At 50.4% G+C, this 14,985-nt stretch carries 13 protein-coding genes; 8 read left to right on the forward strand and 5 right to left on the reverse strand.

The features are described from left to right. The first annotated feature begins 6 nt into the window (after nucleotides 1-6). From JKP77_RS17925 to JKP77_RS17945, 5 genes are all read left to right on the forward strand, one after another. Complete coding sequence (locus JKP77_RS17925) at nucleotides 7-981, forward strand: ABC transporter substrate-binding protein (RefSeq protein ID WP_218312542.1); 975 nt, start codon at nucleotides 7-9, stop codon at nucleotides 979-981. Further along, complete coding sequence (locus JKP77_RS17930) at nucleotides 947-1,765, forward strand: ABC transporter permease (RefSeq protein WP_246601266.1); 819 nt, start codon at nucleotides 947-949, stop codon at nucleotides 1,763-1,765. The genes JKP77_RS17925 and JKP77_RS17930 overlap by 35 nt, the downstream gene beginning before the upstream one ends. Continuing rightward, nucleotides 1,759-2,505 carry an ABC transporter ATP-binding protein gene (locus JKP77_RS17935; protein ID WP_218312543.1) on the forward strand — a complete coding sequence of 249 codons (747 nt, stop codon included), beginning with the start codon at nucleotides 1,759-1,761 and terminating at the stop codon, nucleotides 2,503-2,505. The genes JKP77_RS17930 and JKP77_RS17935 overlap by 7 nt, the downstream gene beginning before the upstream one ends. A gap of 61 nt (nucleotides 2,506-2,566) precedes the next feature. Further along, the gene (gene nosP / locus JKP77_RS17940) at nucleotides 2,567-3,778 is read left to right on the forward strand and encodes a nitric oxide-sensing protein NosP (protein ID WP_218312544.1); all 1,212 of its coding nucleotides are present in this window, start codon (nucleotides 2,567-2,569) and stop codon (nucleotides 3,776-3,778) included. Beyond that, nucleotides 3,744-6,437, forward strand: a complete 2,694-nt coding sequence (locus JKP77_RS17945; protein ID WP_218312545.1) for a NahK/ErcS family hybrid sensor histidine kinase/response regulator — start codon at nucleotides 3,744-3,746, stop codon at nucleotides 6,435-6,437. Before nosP ends, JKP77_RS17945 begins: the two co-directional genes overlap by 35 nt. Nucleotides 6,438-6,594: 157 nt before the next feature. On the opposite strand, the gene JKP77_RS17950 is transcribed toward JKP77_RS17945, so the two are convergent. The 5 genes from JKP77_RS17950 to JKP77_RS17970 form a co-directional block, all read right to left on the reverse strand. Further along, complete coding sequence (locus JKP77_RS17950) at nucleotides 6,595-7,260, reverse strand: response regulator (RefSeq protein WP_218312546.1); 666 nt, start codon at nucleotides 7,258-7,260, stop codon at nucleotides 6,595-6,597. Between the two features lie 84 nt (nucleotides 7,261-7,344). Beyond that, nucleotides 7,345-8,145, reverse strand: a complete 801-nt coding sequence (locus JKP77_RS17955) for an ABC transporter permease (protein WP_218312547.1) — start codon at nucleotides 8,143-8,145, stop codon at nucleotides 7,345-7,347. Next, nucleotides 8,142-8,888, reverse strand: a complete 747-nt coding sequence (locus JKP77_RS17960; protein WP_218312548.1) for an ATP-binding cassette domain-containing protein — start codon at nucleotides 8,886-8,888, stop codon at nucleotides 8,142-8,144. The genes JKP77_RS17955 and JKP77_RS17960 overlap by 4 nt, the downstream gene beginning before the upstream one ends. Then, the gene (locus JKP77_RS17965) at nucleotides 8,885-9,844 is read right to left on the reverse strand and encodes a YVTN family beta-propeller repeat protein (RefSeq protein ID WP_218312549.1); all 960 of its coding nucleotides are present in this window, start codon (nucleotides 9,842-9,844) and stop codon (nucleotides 8,885-8,887) included. Before JKP77_RS17965 ends, JKP77_RS17960 begins: the two co-directional genes overlap by 4 nt. Then, the gene (locus JKP77_RS17970; RefSeq protein ID WP_218312550.1) at nucleotides 9,841-11,079 is read right to left on the reverse strand and encodes an ABC transporter substrate-binding protein; all 1,239 of its coding nucleotides are present in this window, start codon (nucleotides 11,077-11,079) and stop codon (nucleotides 9,841-9,843) included. Before JKP77_RS17970 ends, JKP77_RS17965 begins: the two co-directional genes overlap by 4 nt. Nucleotides 11,080-11,313: 234 nt before the next feature. Between JKP77_RS17970 and pedF the strand changes: the two genes are divergently transcribed. The 3 genes from pedF (at nucleotide 11,314) to JKP77_RS17985 (ending at nucleotide 14,922) form a co-directional block, all read left to right on the forward strand. After that, on the forward strand, nucleotides 11,314-11,760 hold the full coding sequence (gene pedF / locus JKP77_RS17975) for a cytochrome c-550 PedF (protein ID WP_218312551.1): 447 nt from the start codon (nucleotides 11,314-11,316) through the stop codon (nucleotides 11,758-11,760). A gap of 25 nt (nucleotides 11,761-11,785) precedes the next feature. Further along, on the forward strand, nucleotides 11,786-12,658 hold the full coding sequence (locus tag JKP77_RS17980; RefSeq protein WP_246601270.1) for a substrate-binding periplasmic protein: 873 nt from the start codon (nucleotides 11,786-11,788) through the stop codon (nucleotides 12,656-12,658). Nucleotides 12,659-13,155: 497 nt separating this feature from the next. Further along, nucleotides 13,156-14,922 carry a PQQ-dependent methanol/ethanol family dehydrogenase gene (locus JKP77_RS17985; RefSeq protein ID WP_218312553.1) on the forward strand — a complete coding sequence of 589 codons (1,767 nt, stop codon included), beginning with the start codon at nucleotides 13,156-13,158 and terminating at the stop codon, nucleotides 14,920-14,922. Nucleotides 14,923-14,985: the final 63 nt, after the last annotated feature.

Genomic DNA, 14,985 nt, shown 5'->3' on the forward strand with positions numbered 1-14,985 from the left:
GCTGTCATGATGTTCCGCATTCTGCTCGTTTTTGCGTGTGTCTTCCTGACCTGTTCCGCCACGGCTCAGAATACTGTGCGCGTTGGTGTGCTCCAGTACGGCACCCTGAACTGGGAGATGGACGTTATTGAACAGCTGAAGTTGGCCGACGAGCGCGAGCTCACCATTGAACGCGTCCTTTTAGGGTCGCCACAAGCATTACTGGTAGCCTTGCAGGGCGGAAAAGTCGACATGATTATTAACGACTGGCTTTGGGTTGCACGTCAAAAAGAAGCCGGCCGCAATTATTACTTCTATCCCTATTCTACTGCGGCAGGCGTGCTGGTAGCGCGTCCTGACGCCAATATTCATTCTTTAGCAGATCTCCGTGGCAAACGTATCGGCATTGCAGGCGGTACTGCCAATAAAAATTACGTGCTCTATCGTGCCTTTCTTAACGCCAGGACAGGCATTGATCTGCCTGCCGACACCACTCTGAAATTTGCCGCTCCACCTATGCTAAACGCGCTGATCGAGCAGGGCCAGCTGGATGCAGTGATAAACTTCTGGCATTACGCAGCGCAACTTAATGCAAAGGGTATGACCACATTAACAACGATGTCGTCGGTACTCGACTCACTGAATATCAAAGGTGATATTCCGGTCATTGGCTGGGTATTCAGTCAGCATTGGGCTGATAATAATCAGGCCACATTGCAGGCCTTTCTTAGTACCTCAGCGAGCGCCAGAAAGCGCATGAAACACGATGACACCCTTTGGCAACGCATCCCTTCATTCACCAGCAAGTTCTCCGGTGATGTCAGGCCGTATCTTATTTCGGCCTATCGCGATGGCATTGCGGATGTACTTGAGAAAGACGACCGATATCAACTCCAGAGCCTGTTTTTACATTTACGTGCAAATCAGGATGGTAACGCATTGACCGGCACCCTTACGGATTTACCCGATGATATCTTCTGGACTCGTGCAGAAGCACATTAAGCCTGTGTCTGACACAGTGCAACCGGCAAAAGGGAGCGGCCATACACCGTTTATGGTTAGATGCCTGTCGCTCTCAATACTGTTGGTTATCTGGCAGATGAGTGTGGTTTGGTTTGAACCTGCCCTATTACCATCCCCCCTGGCGGTATTCAGAAATCTTGGCGTAGCCATTCAAAGTGGAGAACTGCTGCATCATCTGGGTATAACCTTACAACGAGTAGCCATTAGCTTTGTGCTGGCAATGGCACTGGGTATTTTGCTGGGACTGGTTATGGGGCACTTCCGCCGGGTTGATTTATGGCTGGACGGCATTTTAACGCTGGCACTGAATATTCCGGCGCTGGTCACTATTATCCTGTGTTTAATGTGGTTCGGCCTTAACGAGTTTTCGGCCATTCTGGCAGTGATTATCAACAAAGCGCCTAACGTGGCAGTTACCCTGCGTGAAGGGGCGAAAGCTATCGATACCAATCTCATGAACGTCGCCAGGGCGTATCGCCTTTCCGTGTTTCGCACTTTTACCAAAGTGTATTTACCACAGCTTTACCCTTACCTGTTGGCCTCAGCCAGAAGCGGGCTGGCGCTGGTCTGGAAAATTGTACTGGTGGTAGAGCTTATCGGCTGTAGCGACGGGGTGGGTTTTCAGCTAAGTACATTTTTTCAGTTCTTTGATATTACCAGCATTCTCGCTTATACCCTGGCCTTCGCGGCAGTTATTTATTTTATTGAGGGTGCGGTATTACGCCCCTGGGAACGCAAAGTCTCGGGATGGCGCCAATGTTAAACATCCATATTCGTGAGAAAGCTTTCCATGGCAATACCGTCATCGCGGACCTTAATATTGCGGCGGCGCAGGGTGAAATCGTTGCGCTGGTTGGTCCCTCTGGTGCCGGGAAAAGCACACTGCTTCAGATGATAGCGGGTCTGGACGCCGCGTTCGATGGCACCATTCGCATTAACAGTGAAGCCGAACACGATGTTGGCATTATGTTTCAGGAAGCCAGACTTATGCCCTGGCTTACCGTACTTGATAACGTCATGCTGGTTGCGAATACAGACACACCGGACACCCGCCGTCACGCAGAGACATTGCTTACCCAGGTAGGCATTGGACATGCCATTCAGGCTTACCCCGGTCAGCTGTCAGGTGGCATGGCCAAGCGCGTTGCGCTGGCCCGTGCCTTTATGTACAACCCGGCGCTACTGTTAATGGACGAGCCCTTTTCTTCACTTGATGCCCCGGCGGCGGAAGGGCTTCGCCAGCTACTGCTGTCACTACATCAGCAAACGACATCCACTATCCTGTATGTTACCCATGATTTAAAAGAAGCCGTTTGCATTGCTGATCGTATTTTATTGTTGAGCGAGTCGCCTATGACCGTGCTTCACGATGTGCCGGTAACACTTCCACGCCCCCGTCATGTTTTTGCTGATAACGTTACCCAAACCAGCCAGTCGCTGTATGCCCGCTTCGGTGCTTTATTGCAGCATCCTGCAACGGTCGGACAAGTTGTTAAAACATGACACCATTTCTTGTTAAGCAATTGTGAAAGCGATATTATTCCTCCATACCTCAGGAGGACACATGGGCCGAGAACAAGTAGCGTTAGCTTCTGAATCACAGACGCTGACAGGTGTTGCCCGTGCTGGCTCGGACCAATCCGACCCGGTAAAAGCAGCAAAAGAAATATACGAGGCACTGGCAGATTGTGAGCCGGAATGTGTAGTATTTTACTGTTGTGTCAGTTACCCGCTGGAAGTGTTGTCCAAAGAGCTTAACCAGTATTTTGCAAATACCACGCTGATTGGCTGTACATCAGCTGGGGAAATAACGCCTCTGGGGTATGGTAAGCAGTCCATCAGTGCGTTCGCACTGGACAAAAATCAATTTGCTACTGAAACCGTACTTATAGATAACCTTGTCGCGTTTACCGATGCAGACAGCGATAATCTGGTAAACGGCATGCTTGAAAGACTTCGCCAGAAAGCTGTCTCAGACGCGTCGCTACAGGAGAGTAGCTTTGCGCTGTCGCTGCTTGATGGTTTGTCGGTTCGTGAAGAGCTGGTAATCAATGCATTGAGCATGAGTTTGCAGGACATTCCGCTGGTTGGAGGCTCTGCCGGCGATGATCAACACTTTGTCGACACGCAGGTGTTTTACAACGGTAAATTTTACGGCAATGCTGCGGTTATTATGCTGGTGAACACCGCTAACCCGTTTGAGGTATTCAGTTATCACCATCTGGCTCCGCATACGGAAAAGCTGGTCGTAACACAGGTGGCCCCGGATCTTCGCGTGGTACAGGAATTCAACGCTGAGCCTGCTGCATTGGAGTACTGCCGGATAAATGGCCTGAAGCTGGAAGATCTTAATTCTGAAACATTTGCCATGTACCCGCTCGCTGTTCAGGTAGGAGACCATCTCTACATCCGCAGTATTCAGCAGGTTAACGATGATCTCAGCCTGACCTTTTTCTGCGCTATCGACTCGGGCGTGGTGCTGACAAAGATGTCATCCCCCGGTTTGCTGTCGCATACTTCTATGATTTTTAATCTGCTTACCGAATCGGTGGGTGACCTGCAGTTACTGATTGGCTTTGACTGCATTCACCGACGCATCGAAATTAAAAACCATGCATTGGAAGACGACATGTCTGCGTTATATCGCAAACACAACGTCATCGGGTTTAGTACCTATGGTGAGCAGATTAACGGACTGCATTTGAACCACACTTTTACTGGTGTGGCCATAGGATATCCCCGTGAAAGAAAACACGCCCCCTATCCCGTTACATAGTTCGTTTCCCCCGACAGAGCAGGAAACCGGCAGTGAAGAGCTTGAGCGCCTTCGCTATGAAAACGCAAAGCTGAAAAAGATAAACAGCGTACTGATGCGCCGCGTCGAAATGGGCTGGGGAAACCATAGCGATGCCTATCAGTCGTTTGAAGATGCCGCAATGCTGGCAGACAAAGTCAAAGAGCGTACTTACAAATTGCAGCAAGCGCTGCATCGTCTGGAAGAGTCTAATCAACAGTTAGAAAAAGCTACCCGTGACGCCGAACTAAGCCGCTTATCTTCCGATCAGGACAGACAACGGTTAAGTGACGCCATAGAGAGTATTTCCGAATCGTTCGCACTGTTTGATAGTGACAGGAAAATGGTACTGGTAAACAGTCGCTGCAGTGAATTCTGGCGTCAGCACCATATCGATTTTGAACTGGGTAAAACCACCTTTCAGGAAATTACCGCCGCCTCCTTGCCTCTGGTTGATCGTGCTTCAAAAGCGCAGAAGAAAGTCACCACCACCCGCGAACCTATCACACAAACCATATTCCGACTGAAGGACGGTACCTGGATCCAGATGTCCGAGCGTAAAACAGCAGAAGGTGGGCTGGTCGTGGTGTATACCGATATCACCACAATAAAACAGAGCGAAGAGCTGCGTTATGAACAGGCAATGGCCGAACAGGCAGCATTGCTCAAAGCAACACTGGAAAATATGTCTGAAGGCGTGGCGCTGGTAAATGCTAATGGCGAACTGGAAACCTGGAACCAGCGCTTTGTGGAAATTGCCGATATCGACGAGAGTAACGTTCGACGCGGTGTGAACTATGTGTCACTGCTAGAAGAAAGTGAACTCAACGAACGCCTGCCGGAATACGAAATGCCGGCACTGTTACAGGGTGAGGTGTTCGAAATCGAAAAAACGCTGGCAAGCGGTAAAGTGATTCTGCTTAAACGCCATGTGCTCAACGGCGGCGGCTTTTTAAATACTTACACCGACATTACTGAACGCAGCCATCATCAGCAGGCACTGAAAGAAAGTGAGCAGCGCATTCGTCTCATTACAGATGCGATGCCGGCTCAGATTTCTTACGTGAATAAGGAAATGTGTTATGAATTCGTCAACCGAGAGTTCGAGCGCTGCTTTCACCGTTCACGTGCTGAAATACTCAGTCATCACTTGCGTGACGTGCTGGGGGAGAATGCGTTTAACAATCTGTATATTTATATTGAACGCGCCATGCTCGGGCAGGCGGTGAATTTTGAAATTGAGCAGGCTAATGATAGCGGCGACACCCGGATTTCCAATAAGTCTTTTATTCCGCACTTTGATCAGCAACGTAACGTCATTGGCTTTTTCGCGCTGGAGCAGGATGTAACCGAACAACGCCGCACAGCGAAAGCCCTTAAGCACGCCTATGATTATATGGAGCAGCGGGTTAATCAGCGCACGAAAAAGATTTCAGAAATTAATAACCAACTACGTAAAGAAATTGAAGACAGACAACTGGCCGAGATCAGCTTACTGGAAGCAAAGCGCGAAGCCGATAAAGCCAACGAATCTAAGAGCAAATTTCTGGCGGCAACCAGTCATGACTTGCTGCAACCAATGAACTCAGCGCGCCTGTTTGCAGGCGCCCTTACTGAATTACCGCTTTCAGGCGATGCATCTAAACTACTGACTTCATTAAGTTATTCGTTAGAGAATTTAGAGTCTTTAATTACAGCACTGGTGGATATTTCAAAGCTTGAGGCAGGGTTGATTGAACCTGTGCTGGATGATTTTGTAATTGAAGATCTGCTCAGTAACCTGCAAAACGAGTTTCGTCCACAGGCCGAGGCAAAGGGTCTCAGGTTCCGCTTTCAGACATCAGCCAGAGTGGTGCATTCGGATGCATATCTGCTGGCCCGCATCCTTCGTAATTTGCTCAGCAATGCGATTCGCTACACAAATCGCGGAAGCATACTGCTGGGAGTGAGACACCGTAAAGACGGCCTGGAGATTCAGATCACCGATACCGGCATCGGTATACCGCAGGACAAACTGGGCGAAATATTCCAGGAGTTTAACCGGGTCGAAGCGAAAAAGCGCCGTCACGATCAGGGGCTCGGTCTCGGTCTGGCCATCGTCGACAAACTGGCGTCAGTGATGAGCCACCGTATACACGTTGACTCAAAGGAAAAACGGGGCTCGACATTCAGCGTGCTATTGCCCTACGGACAAATCCGTTCCCGCGAGGAGATGCCCTCCAAACCCAGCATTGAAGATACCTTTAACCAGAACCTGGAAGGTGCCTCGATATTAATTATTGATAACGATGAAGCGATTTGCACAGGTATGCGTCAGTTACTGGGTGGATGGGGGTGTCATGTCACCACTGTGCAGACTCTCGATGAACTGCGGAATACCCGCTGGTTAAAAACGCTGTCGCCCGACCTTATCGTTGCGGATTACCACCTTGATGATGGCGATACCGGATTTGACGCGTTGCAAATTACCGAGGACACCCTGGGTGTAGAGGTGCCGGTCATTATGATCACGGCTAATTATACGAATGAGCTGCGCCAGCAGGTACGTAAGAAGGGCTATTCTTTATTGAATAAGCCGGTGAAGCCACACAAAATGAAAATGGCCCTATCGCACTTGTTAAGCAAAGCGGCTGTGAGCTGAGACGGCTTTAACACCTGCTTAAAACAGGATAGCGGCACCGTTCAAAGCGAGTTGCTCCCTATCTGGCTGACGTTCAGCCAGCCATCAAGTCCTCTCTCAAGCCAGTTGAGAGAACGTGCCGAGTCGGCAACCTCTGACTATGCGTCTCACTGCCTGTCTAGCGCACCAAGTAATGATTAAAGTCGATGCTGGCAGCACACAACGCTGCCTGAATGCGGTTATGCACATTTAATTTGCTCAGTATGGCTGACACATGGGCTTTTACTGTGGTTTCAGCAATATTCAGCTCGTAGGCGATCTGCTTGTTGGACTTGCCTTTGGCAATGCACTCAAATACTAACAACTGTCGGCGGGTAAGTGCGCCGATAAGCTTAGGATCAATTTGTTGGGATGCAGCGTCATTACGCGGCTTAGAGGCGCCGCCGTTACGAATGATATCCGGCGGCAAATATACCTGACCGGACAACACTTGCTGAAGCGCAGCAACTATCTGCTCACAGCTGGAAGACTTTGTGATAAAGCCAACGGCACCATAAGTAAAGGCCTGCAGCACCACACTTTTCTCTTCTTCCGCCGACACGATAACAATAGGAATTTCCGGATACTGATTCTTAAACCGTACGATTCCGTTCAGTCCGTCCATTCCCGGCATATTCAGATCGAGCAACACCAAATCAATATTGGGATTTTCCTCTGCCTGCTCCAATGCTGCATCCAGGTCGGTGCAGGTAATGGTTTGTGTGTCAGGAATATTTCGCTCAACAAAGTCAGTAATGGCGTAGCGAAACAGTGGATGATCATCGGCAACGAGTATTTCAACCATAATGATGTACCTGTTTTTGTAGTGATTTCATAGTGAGCAATTCCGGCAAAAAAGTCGAGCGATTGCTGATATCGTCAGTTGTCATCAGCCCGCGCCTTTTCCCTGTCGCCTGAACATGCCCTTTTTCGGATCGTATCCCCAAATTGCCAGCGCACTGAAAACAACCGCTGTCATCAAGGTGACAACAGCTGCTTCAGCATTCATCTGTTCATACAATGCAAAACGAACTAACTCTACGGCATGGGTAAACGGGTTATACTCGGAAATCCAGTAAAGCACCTCACTGGACTCACGCATCTTCCACAACGGATAGAGTGCAGAAGAAAGAAAAAACATTGGAAACACTACGAAGTTCATGACTCCCGCGAAATTTTCCAGTTGCTTAATAAAAGACGATAAAAACAGCCCCAGCGCTCCAAGCATGAGTGCAGCGAGGAAAATCGCTGGCACAGCGCTGATATACCCCACAGCAGTCATCTCAATATCCAGCAGCCAGGCAATCAACAAAAAAGCATACACCTGAAGCACAGAGATAATGGCACCTGCCATGAGCCTGGCAATCAGTAAAAAAGGACGCGGCAGCGGGCTCATCAGCATCACCTTCATGCTACCCATTTCCCGGTCATACACCATGGACAGCGAGCTTTGCATACCATTGAACAGCATGATGATGCCTGCCAGCCCGGGAACGATATACACATCGTAAGTAATGTAGGTATCGTATGGCTCGATGATGGCGATACCCAGCGCAGCGCGAAAACCTGCCGCGAAAACCACCAGCCAGAGCAAGGGTCTTACCAACGCGCTAAGTAGCCGCGCTCGTTGTTGAAAAAAGCGCAGCAATTCACGTTTTGTGATCCCCAGAAACGCTACCCAGAAAGTCATGCTGCGACCTCTTCTTTTAGGGTGAGTTGCTGATACAGTTCAGACAAACCCTGGTAAGAATACGGCGATACTGCGTCTGCGCAGGGCATATCTAACTGCACTGTGCCCTTATGTAAAACAATCAGGTGATCCTGCGGCTGAATGTCATCAATAAGGTGTGTTGAAGACAGCACGGTTAATGCTTTCTGCCGACAAAGCTCACGTAAATCCTGATTAATCTGCTGACGGGTAGGAATATCCAGCCCCACCGTAGCCTCGTCCAGCAGTAACACTTCCGGGTCGTGTAACAGGGCTCTGGCAATCTCCACCCGGCGACGGTGCCCGCCATTCAGTGCGCGCACTTTCACCTTTCGCTTATCTGCCACATCCAGCCTGGATAGTTCCCGGGTAATAGCAGTGCGGGTTTGCAACGCCCCCATTCCGTGAAGTGCGGCGTGATAGCCGAGATTTTGCTCGACCGTTAAATCCAGATCCAGCGTGCTTTGCTGAAATACCACGCCGGTTTTTGCCAGTGCCTGACGCGGCGTTTTCGCAGCATCAACGCCAACGATTGAGATAGTTCCTGCTTGAGGGCGCAGTAGCTGGCACAATAATGCAAACAACGTACTTTTGCCTGCGCCGTTGGGGCCTAATAACGCATAGTAACGGCCCTTTTTCAGATTCAGACTGAGTGACTGCAGCACCGGCTTTCGGTGATATCCAAAGCCAATCTCTTTCATTACAATCGCGAATTCAGTGCTCATGGTTTTACCGCCAGCCCCCAGGGGTAGCGTCCTACGCGTAAGGTTTTAATCACCTTGAGATCGTCGGTATCTATCACAGAAACATCGCCGCTAACCCCATTTGTGGTGAACAGCAGCTTTTGATCGTTCGCAAAAGCCAGTTGCCATACGCGGCGACCTACCAGCAGGTAGTCGATCACTTCATAGGTTTTCGCATCGATAACCGCGACATGGTTGGAGGGGCCTAATGCCACAAAGGCATATTTTCCGTTGTCGGTAAGTTTAATGCCTACCGGCTGCACTTTATCGCGATGCACGCCGGGGATCCTGAACGAGATTTCTTTGATAATTCGACGCGATTCCACATCAACGATGGAAACCGTACCGCCAATTTCCGAAGAGGCCCACAATAAGCTGCCGTCTTTGGTAAATTCCACATGCCGGGGGCGCTGCCCCACCAGAGTATTAGCAACAAGTTCGTTGGTGGCTGCGTCAATCCAGTGCAGCATATTCGTGGTTTCCGATGTGTTGATCACCCATTTTCCGTCCGGCGAAACCGCCATACCTTCTGGCTCTACACCCACATCAATTTGCGCGTCTACCGAACGCTTCTGTGTATCCACTACAGTTACGACCGCATCATCCTCATTAGCAATATAAAGCCGGCGATTGTCGGTATGAAGCGCGAACTGCTCAGGATCTTCTCCGGATGGCAGGTTGTGAATAATCCGCCCGGTGGCCACGTCCATAACCTGAACAGCGTCAGAGTCGCTGGCGCAAATATACAAATGCGTATAGTCCTGATTAAATATAATGCCACGGGGGCGCATACCCACTTCAATGGTTTTAATGACCTCAAGGGTATCTGAGTCGATGACCGACAACGTGTCATCCTTTTCATTGGACACGTAGATTGTGTCGGCCAGTGAAAGTTGACTCAGTGATGCCAGGCAGGCTATCGCGAGCATCCTTTTCATAGCGTCGTCTCCATATCACAGGACACCTCAGGCTTGTCGTAGCCAAGCGTGTCTAACTCCGTAACCTGATGCAGAAAGCCGTCCTGTGGCGACTGGGTTACCAGCCCGTGGGGATGGGCAACCGGAATGGGCTGGCGTAATTGTCCGTTATACTGACGGAAGGTGAGCTTGCGCCCTTTAAACGCGGCAAGTTCAAAGCTGTCACTCATCATGTAGTTATAAAGCGTTTTCGGCGTATTATCGGATGTACGGGTAACGGCTTCTGACACCGCTCTTACCGCCACCCAAGCTGCATAGTCTTTGCCTCGCATATCGCGCCCTACATCCTCACGAAAACGGTTTTGTAACTGAAGTGCCCCCCATTGCTCTACGCTGACATGCCAGGCAGATGGCGTCAGTCCGTGCGTTCCCACAACGGGACGGGGCAAATAGGTATTGTAGGGAAGATAAAAGCCAAACTGATTGGCAGCATCGGCCACCAGCACCACATCATAGTTTTTCAAACGGGTAAATTGCGCCACTTCCTGCTGTGCAGCGCGACGAAGATCGGTTGTAAACGTCCATTTTCGTGTATCCAGTATTTTCAGCCCGAAGCGCTTAGCTGCACGTTTATAAGCGTTAAGTATCGCTTCGTCCGCGACCCCTTTTCCGCTCACAGCCAGCACCTGATCCCAGCGCCGGTAGGTTAAGTACTGGGCCAGCGCATCGGCCAGCATCGCGTGGCTGGGTAGCGTATGCAGGAGACCGGTTTCACATTGCGAAGAGCGCCAGTTGTCAGTAGCACTGCCAACATTAATGACGACATCCATGCTTCCATCGTGTATCAGTTTACGCAGCAGGGCATCACCCACGTCGGCAACGACAACGCCGCTATGCAACGCTTTCCAGCTAAGCGCGGTATCGAATAATGCGTTTGGATCTGTATCACTGATGACATGCAGACTGTAGTCATGTTTGAGAAACCGACCTGTGGTGTTGCTGTCTTCAATTCCCAGCCTGGCCCCTGCCACGCCTTCATCTTCTGCACGTTTAAACACGGCGGGGATTGCAGGCGGTTCGGCAGAGACCTCCTGAATATAAAGTATATCCACAGGCATGGCCTGCGCGTAGATCGTACCGGCAAACAGGTAGCTCATGACACCTGTCACCCACGCTCGCACCCTGGTAAACCTGTCCCGTGCAAGGTAAGTGCTGCCGACCTCTCTCGCCGCTCGTAACGGATTGATGGCGAACACGATCGACCTCCTTTTTATCATTATGAAACTCATACTAGTGCAACAATCTGGCGAGAGGTATGAGCAAAAAGGATGAAAGCTTTACTACCTAAGTACAATTGGAAGGATTTTTGATATCCCATACCGTTTTTTAAACGTGCTCGGTTGTGTCGAATCAAAACAGGTAAACGTGGAAAGTTGTCTGTCACTTCAAACCAGCATTGCCAATATTTGACAACTTTTGGGAGATCTATCATGAAGAAGTTTACTACCCTTACCAAAGGCATCTCGCTCGCCATGATGACAATGGCGTCAACGGCGGTACTGGCTCACGGCAACGTGACACCGCAAGCGGTTGATGTCAGCGCGTTACCGGAACTGGGAGACGAGTGGCTTCCAACAAACCCGTACACAGGCAATGAAACAGCCATCAAAGTGGGTGACTCTGCATACAACCAGAACTGTGCCCGCTGTCACGGCCTGGAAGTGATATCCGGCGGCATTACGCCTGATCTCCGAAAGCTGAATGATCCAAACGAGTTCTTCAGCGAAGAGGAAGCTGATGACTGGTTTATGATGCGAATTCGCAATGGCGCTGTCATTGACGGACGTGTCTACATGCCGCCATTTGAAGAAATCCTGAGCCAGGAAGCCATGTGGGCAATTAAAGCCTATATTGAAACCCGCGGAGTTCCGGAATAAGCGGACTTTCCGGGGAGAGCTTGTGATGTTAACCAGACACCTTCTTACTATGCTGATACTACTGGCATTTGCCTGCCCGGTACATGCCAGAAGCTATGATGACATTATCGAGTCGGGCACTATTACCATCGCGGTGTATAGCGATTTTCCACCCTACTCATATCTGGATGAAGGAGAGCCTGCAGGCATTGATATTGATGTCGCTAAAGCGGTTGCGCAGGGCTTGGGGGTAGAGCCCCGGTGGATGTGGATTAACGCCGACGAAAACCTTGAAGATGACTTACGCCAGGCAATCTGGAAAGGCCATATCATCACCAAACAAAAAGCTGACCTGATGATGCGCGTGCCTTATGACCGTAAATTCAGTTACGGCGTAGATGGCTATGGTTTGCCACGCAACGAGATGGTAGTGATGTTCGGGCCCTATCACCGCGAAAAATGGGCCTTGTTGCGAAACGTGGAAAAAACCGGGGGCATTGAGACCCTGGCCATTTTCCAGTATGAAAAAGTGGCGGTGGAAATTGATTCCCTCCCCGGCACCTTTCTTGGTGCGACCCTCGGCGGGCGCCTGCAACCCAATCTGATCCATACCAACAGTATTTTTGATGCCGTAGACAAGTTTAAAAAAGGCGAGGTTGCAGCTGTAGCGGGGATGCATTCCCAGTTGCAGTGGGCCAATCCCGCCAGTGATACTGCAACGATTAATGCCACCGGGCTCGCGGCCATGAGCATCAAATCCTGGGATATTGGGATGGCGGTAAAACAGGACTACCGCCAACTTGCCTACGCCATTGAAGGGGTTACCGAGCCTATGATCCAGGATGGACGCATGCAGGCCATTTTCCAGAAATACCAGATAGTTTATCTGAAACCCTCTATCTATCAGAACGTCCCCTGAGCAGGTATGACATTAGCAGACGCTAACACTTATTAAGCCCGGTTTTTGATGGGCTTTTTTGTCGTGCGTGTTGCAACGGGTTTCAGGAAAACACCCTCTAGCCCGTTTTCTCCGCTGAAGACACACGCCTGATTCACGCCCTCGACAGCAGCTTGCCGTGTCTTACTGTGGCAGCACTTCAGTATCTCTGGTTTGGAATAAACCAGATGTTGGCAATGTCAGCTGCCCCCCCAGCCCGATAGGAATAAACGATAGCCTGACAGGCGAAAGTGCAACTGGAGGCAGGGTATTACTACCAAGGGACTAAGAATGATACTCCAAGGTTTAATGGTTGTTAAAAAAACGATAACAGATACTTACCGTGACGCCTTACGTGGGTGACATTGCTGCGGCACGCGCACAGCCACACGGGTACATACACACAAACCCCCCGCTCAGTGAGGTTTGTAAACGAGGGTAAATAATAAATGACCCCGATTGAACACTGGAGAACTCAGATGAAAAGTCGAACAGTAACAGGCCAATTGCTTAGCTCTGCGATTTGCCTGGCTTTGTCCCTGGGCGCAGTCAGCTTTAGCGCACAGGCAGCCGTTACCGATAAAGAAATTCTCAACGATCAGTCCAGCACAGATGATGTTGTGAGCTATGGTCTTGGCCCGCGCGGGCAGCGCTTTAGCCCGCTGGATACACTTAACACCAAAAATGTGAAGAAGATGCACCCGGTCTGGGCATTCTCATTGGGTGGTGAGAAGCAACGTGGACAAGAATCGCAGCCGCTGGTTAAAGACGGTGTGATGTACGTAACCGGCTCTTACTCACGCATCTATGCCATTGATTTGGAAACCGGTGATGAGCTGTGGCAATACGAGGCGCGTCTGCCTGACGGCATTATGCCTTGCTGCGACGTCATCAACCGTGGCGCAGCCTTATATGATGATCTGGTCATCTTCGGCACATTGGATGCAATCCTTGTCGCTCTCGACCAGAAAACCGGCAAAGTCGTATGGCGTAAAAAGTTAGGTGACTACAAAGCAGGCTACTCGTATACCGCTGCCCCCATGATTGTTAAAGGCATGGTAGTGACAGGCGTTTCCGGCGGCGAGTTTGGAATTGTGGGTAAAGTGGAAGCCCGTGATGCAAAAACCGGTGAAATGATCTGGACCCGTCCAACAGTAGAAGGCCACATGGGCTATCTGCGCGGCAAAGAAAACGGCATCACCGGCGGTGAGGCTAACAAGACCTGGACGGGCGATCTCTGGAAGACCGGCGGTGCCGCAACGTGGCTCGGTGGCACCTATGATCCTGACACTGACCTCATCTTCATGGGAACCGGTAACCCGGCGCCCTGGAACTCACACCTTCGCCCCGGCGACAACCTTTACAGCTCATCACGACTGGCGATTGACCCTGATACCGGCAAAATTGTCTGGCACTTTCAGACAACACCGCATGACGGCTGGGACTTTGATGGTGTGAACGAAGTGATTGCGTTTGATTACAAAGATAACGGCAAAACCGTCAAAGCGGCAGCAACAGCAGACCGTAATGGCTTTTTCTACGTGCTTAACCGTGAAAACGGCAAGTTCATTCGCGGTTTTCCTTTTGTAAAAGAGATCACCTGGGCAGAAGGCCTGGATGAAAACGGCCGTCCTATTTTCGCACCAAATGGACGCCCCGGTAACCCGGCGGAAGCGGAAGGGGGCGACAAAGGCGAGACCGTGTTCTCTGTCCCGTCTTTCCTTGGGGGCAAAAACTGGATGCCGATGGCGTACAGTGAAGATACCGGCCTGTTCTATGTTCCCTCAAATGAGTGGGGCATGGATATATGGAATGAGCCTGTCAGTTACAAAAAAGGCGCAGCTTATCTGGGATCGGGCTTCACCATCAAACCCATTTTTGACGATCACATTGGTTCACTGAAAGCGGTCGATCCGAAAACCGGTGAAACGGTGTGGGAATACAAAAACAAATCACCGCTTTGGGGTGGGGTGCTGGCAACAGCCGGTAACCTGGTATTTACCGGTACGCCGGAAGGCTATTTGATGGGCTTTGACGCCAAAACAGGTGAAGTGGTTTACAAATTCAATACCGGTTCGGGCATCGTCGGTTCACCCATAACCTGGGAAAAAGATGGCGAACAATACCTTAGCGTGGTTTCAGGCTGGGGTGGCGCGGTACCGCTTTGGGGTGGTGAAGTGGCCAAAACGGTAAAAGACTTTAATCAGGGCGGCACAGTCTGGACCTTCAAATTGCCCCGGTCTTAACGTGGCAGCGCAGCAGGGTGACCGTCCCGCCGTCCTGCTGCGTTTTTTTTATTCATACAGACG

Source organism: Alteromonas antoniana (assembly GCF_019249295.1).
GTDB classification, from domain to species: Bacteria; Pseudomonadota; Gammaproteobacteria; order Enterobacterales; family Alteromonadaceae; genus Alteromonas; species Alteromonas antoniana.

Bases quoted from the DNA above. Each gene is read 5' to 3' on its own strand.
- JKP77_RS17985 (WP_218312553.1), top strand. From the start codon at position 13,156: ATGAAAAGTCGAACAGTAACAGGCCAATTGCTTAGCTCTGCGATTTGC.
- JKP77_RS17950 (WP_218312546.1), bottom strand. From the start codon at position 7,260: ATGGTTGAAATACTCGTTGCCGATGATCATCCACTGTTTCGCTACGCC.
- nosP (WP_218312544.1), top strand. From the start codon at position 2,567: ATGGGCCGAGAACAAGTAGCGTTAGCTTCTGAATCACAGACGCTGACA.
- JKP77_RS17935 (WP_218312543.1), top strand. From the start codon at position 1,759: ATGTTAAACATCCATATTCGTGAGAAAGCTTTCCATGGCAATACCGTC.
- JKP77_RS17960 (WP_218312548.1), bottom strand. From the start codon at position 8,888: ATGAGCACTGAATTCGCGATTGTAATGAAAGAGATTGGCTTTGGATAT.
- JKP77_RS17930 (WP_246601266.1), top strand. From the start codon at position 947: ATGATATCTTCTGGACTCGTGCAGAAGCACATTAAGCCTGTGTCTGAC.
- pedF (WP_218312551.1), top strand. From the start codon at position 11,314: ATGAAGAAGTTTACTACCCTTACCAAAGGCATCTCGCTCGCCATGATG.
- JKP77_RS17980 (WP_246601270.1), top strand. From the start codon at position 11,786: ATGTTAACCAGACACCTTCTTACTATGCTGATACTACTGGCATTTGCC.
- JKP77_RS17955 (WP_218312547.1), bottom strand. From the start codon at position 8,145: ATGACTTTCTGGGTAGCGTTTCTGGGGATCACAAAACGTGAATTGCTG.
- JKP77_RS17965 (WP_218312549.1), bottom strand. From the start codon at position 9,844: ATGAAAAGGATGCTCGCGATAGCCTGCCTGGCATCACTGAGTCAACTT.
- JKP77_RS17925 (WP_218312542.1), top strand. From the start codon at position 7: ATGATGTTCCGCATTCTGCTCGTTTTTGCGTGTGTCTTCCTGACCTGT.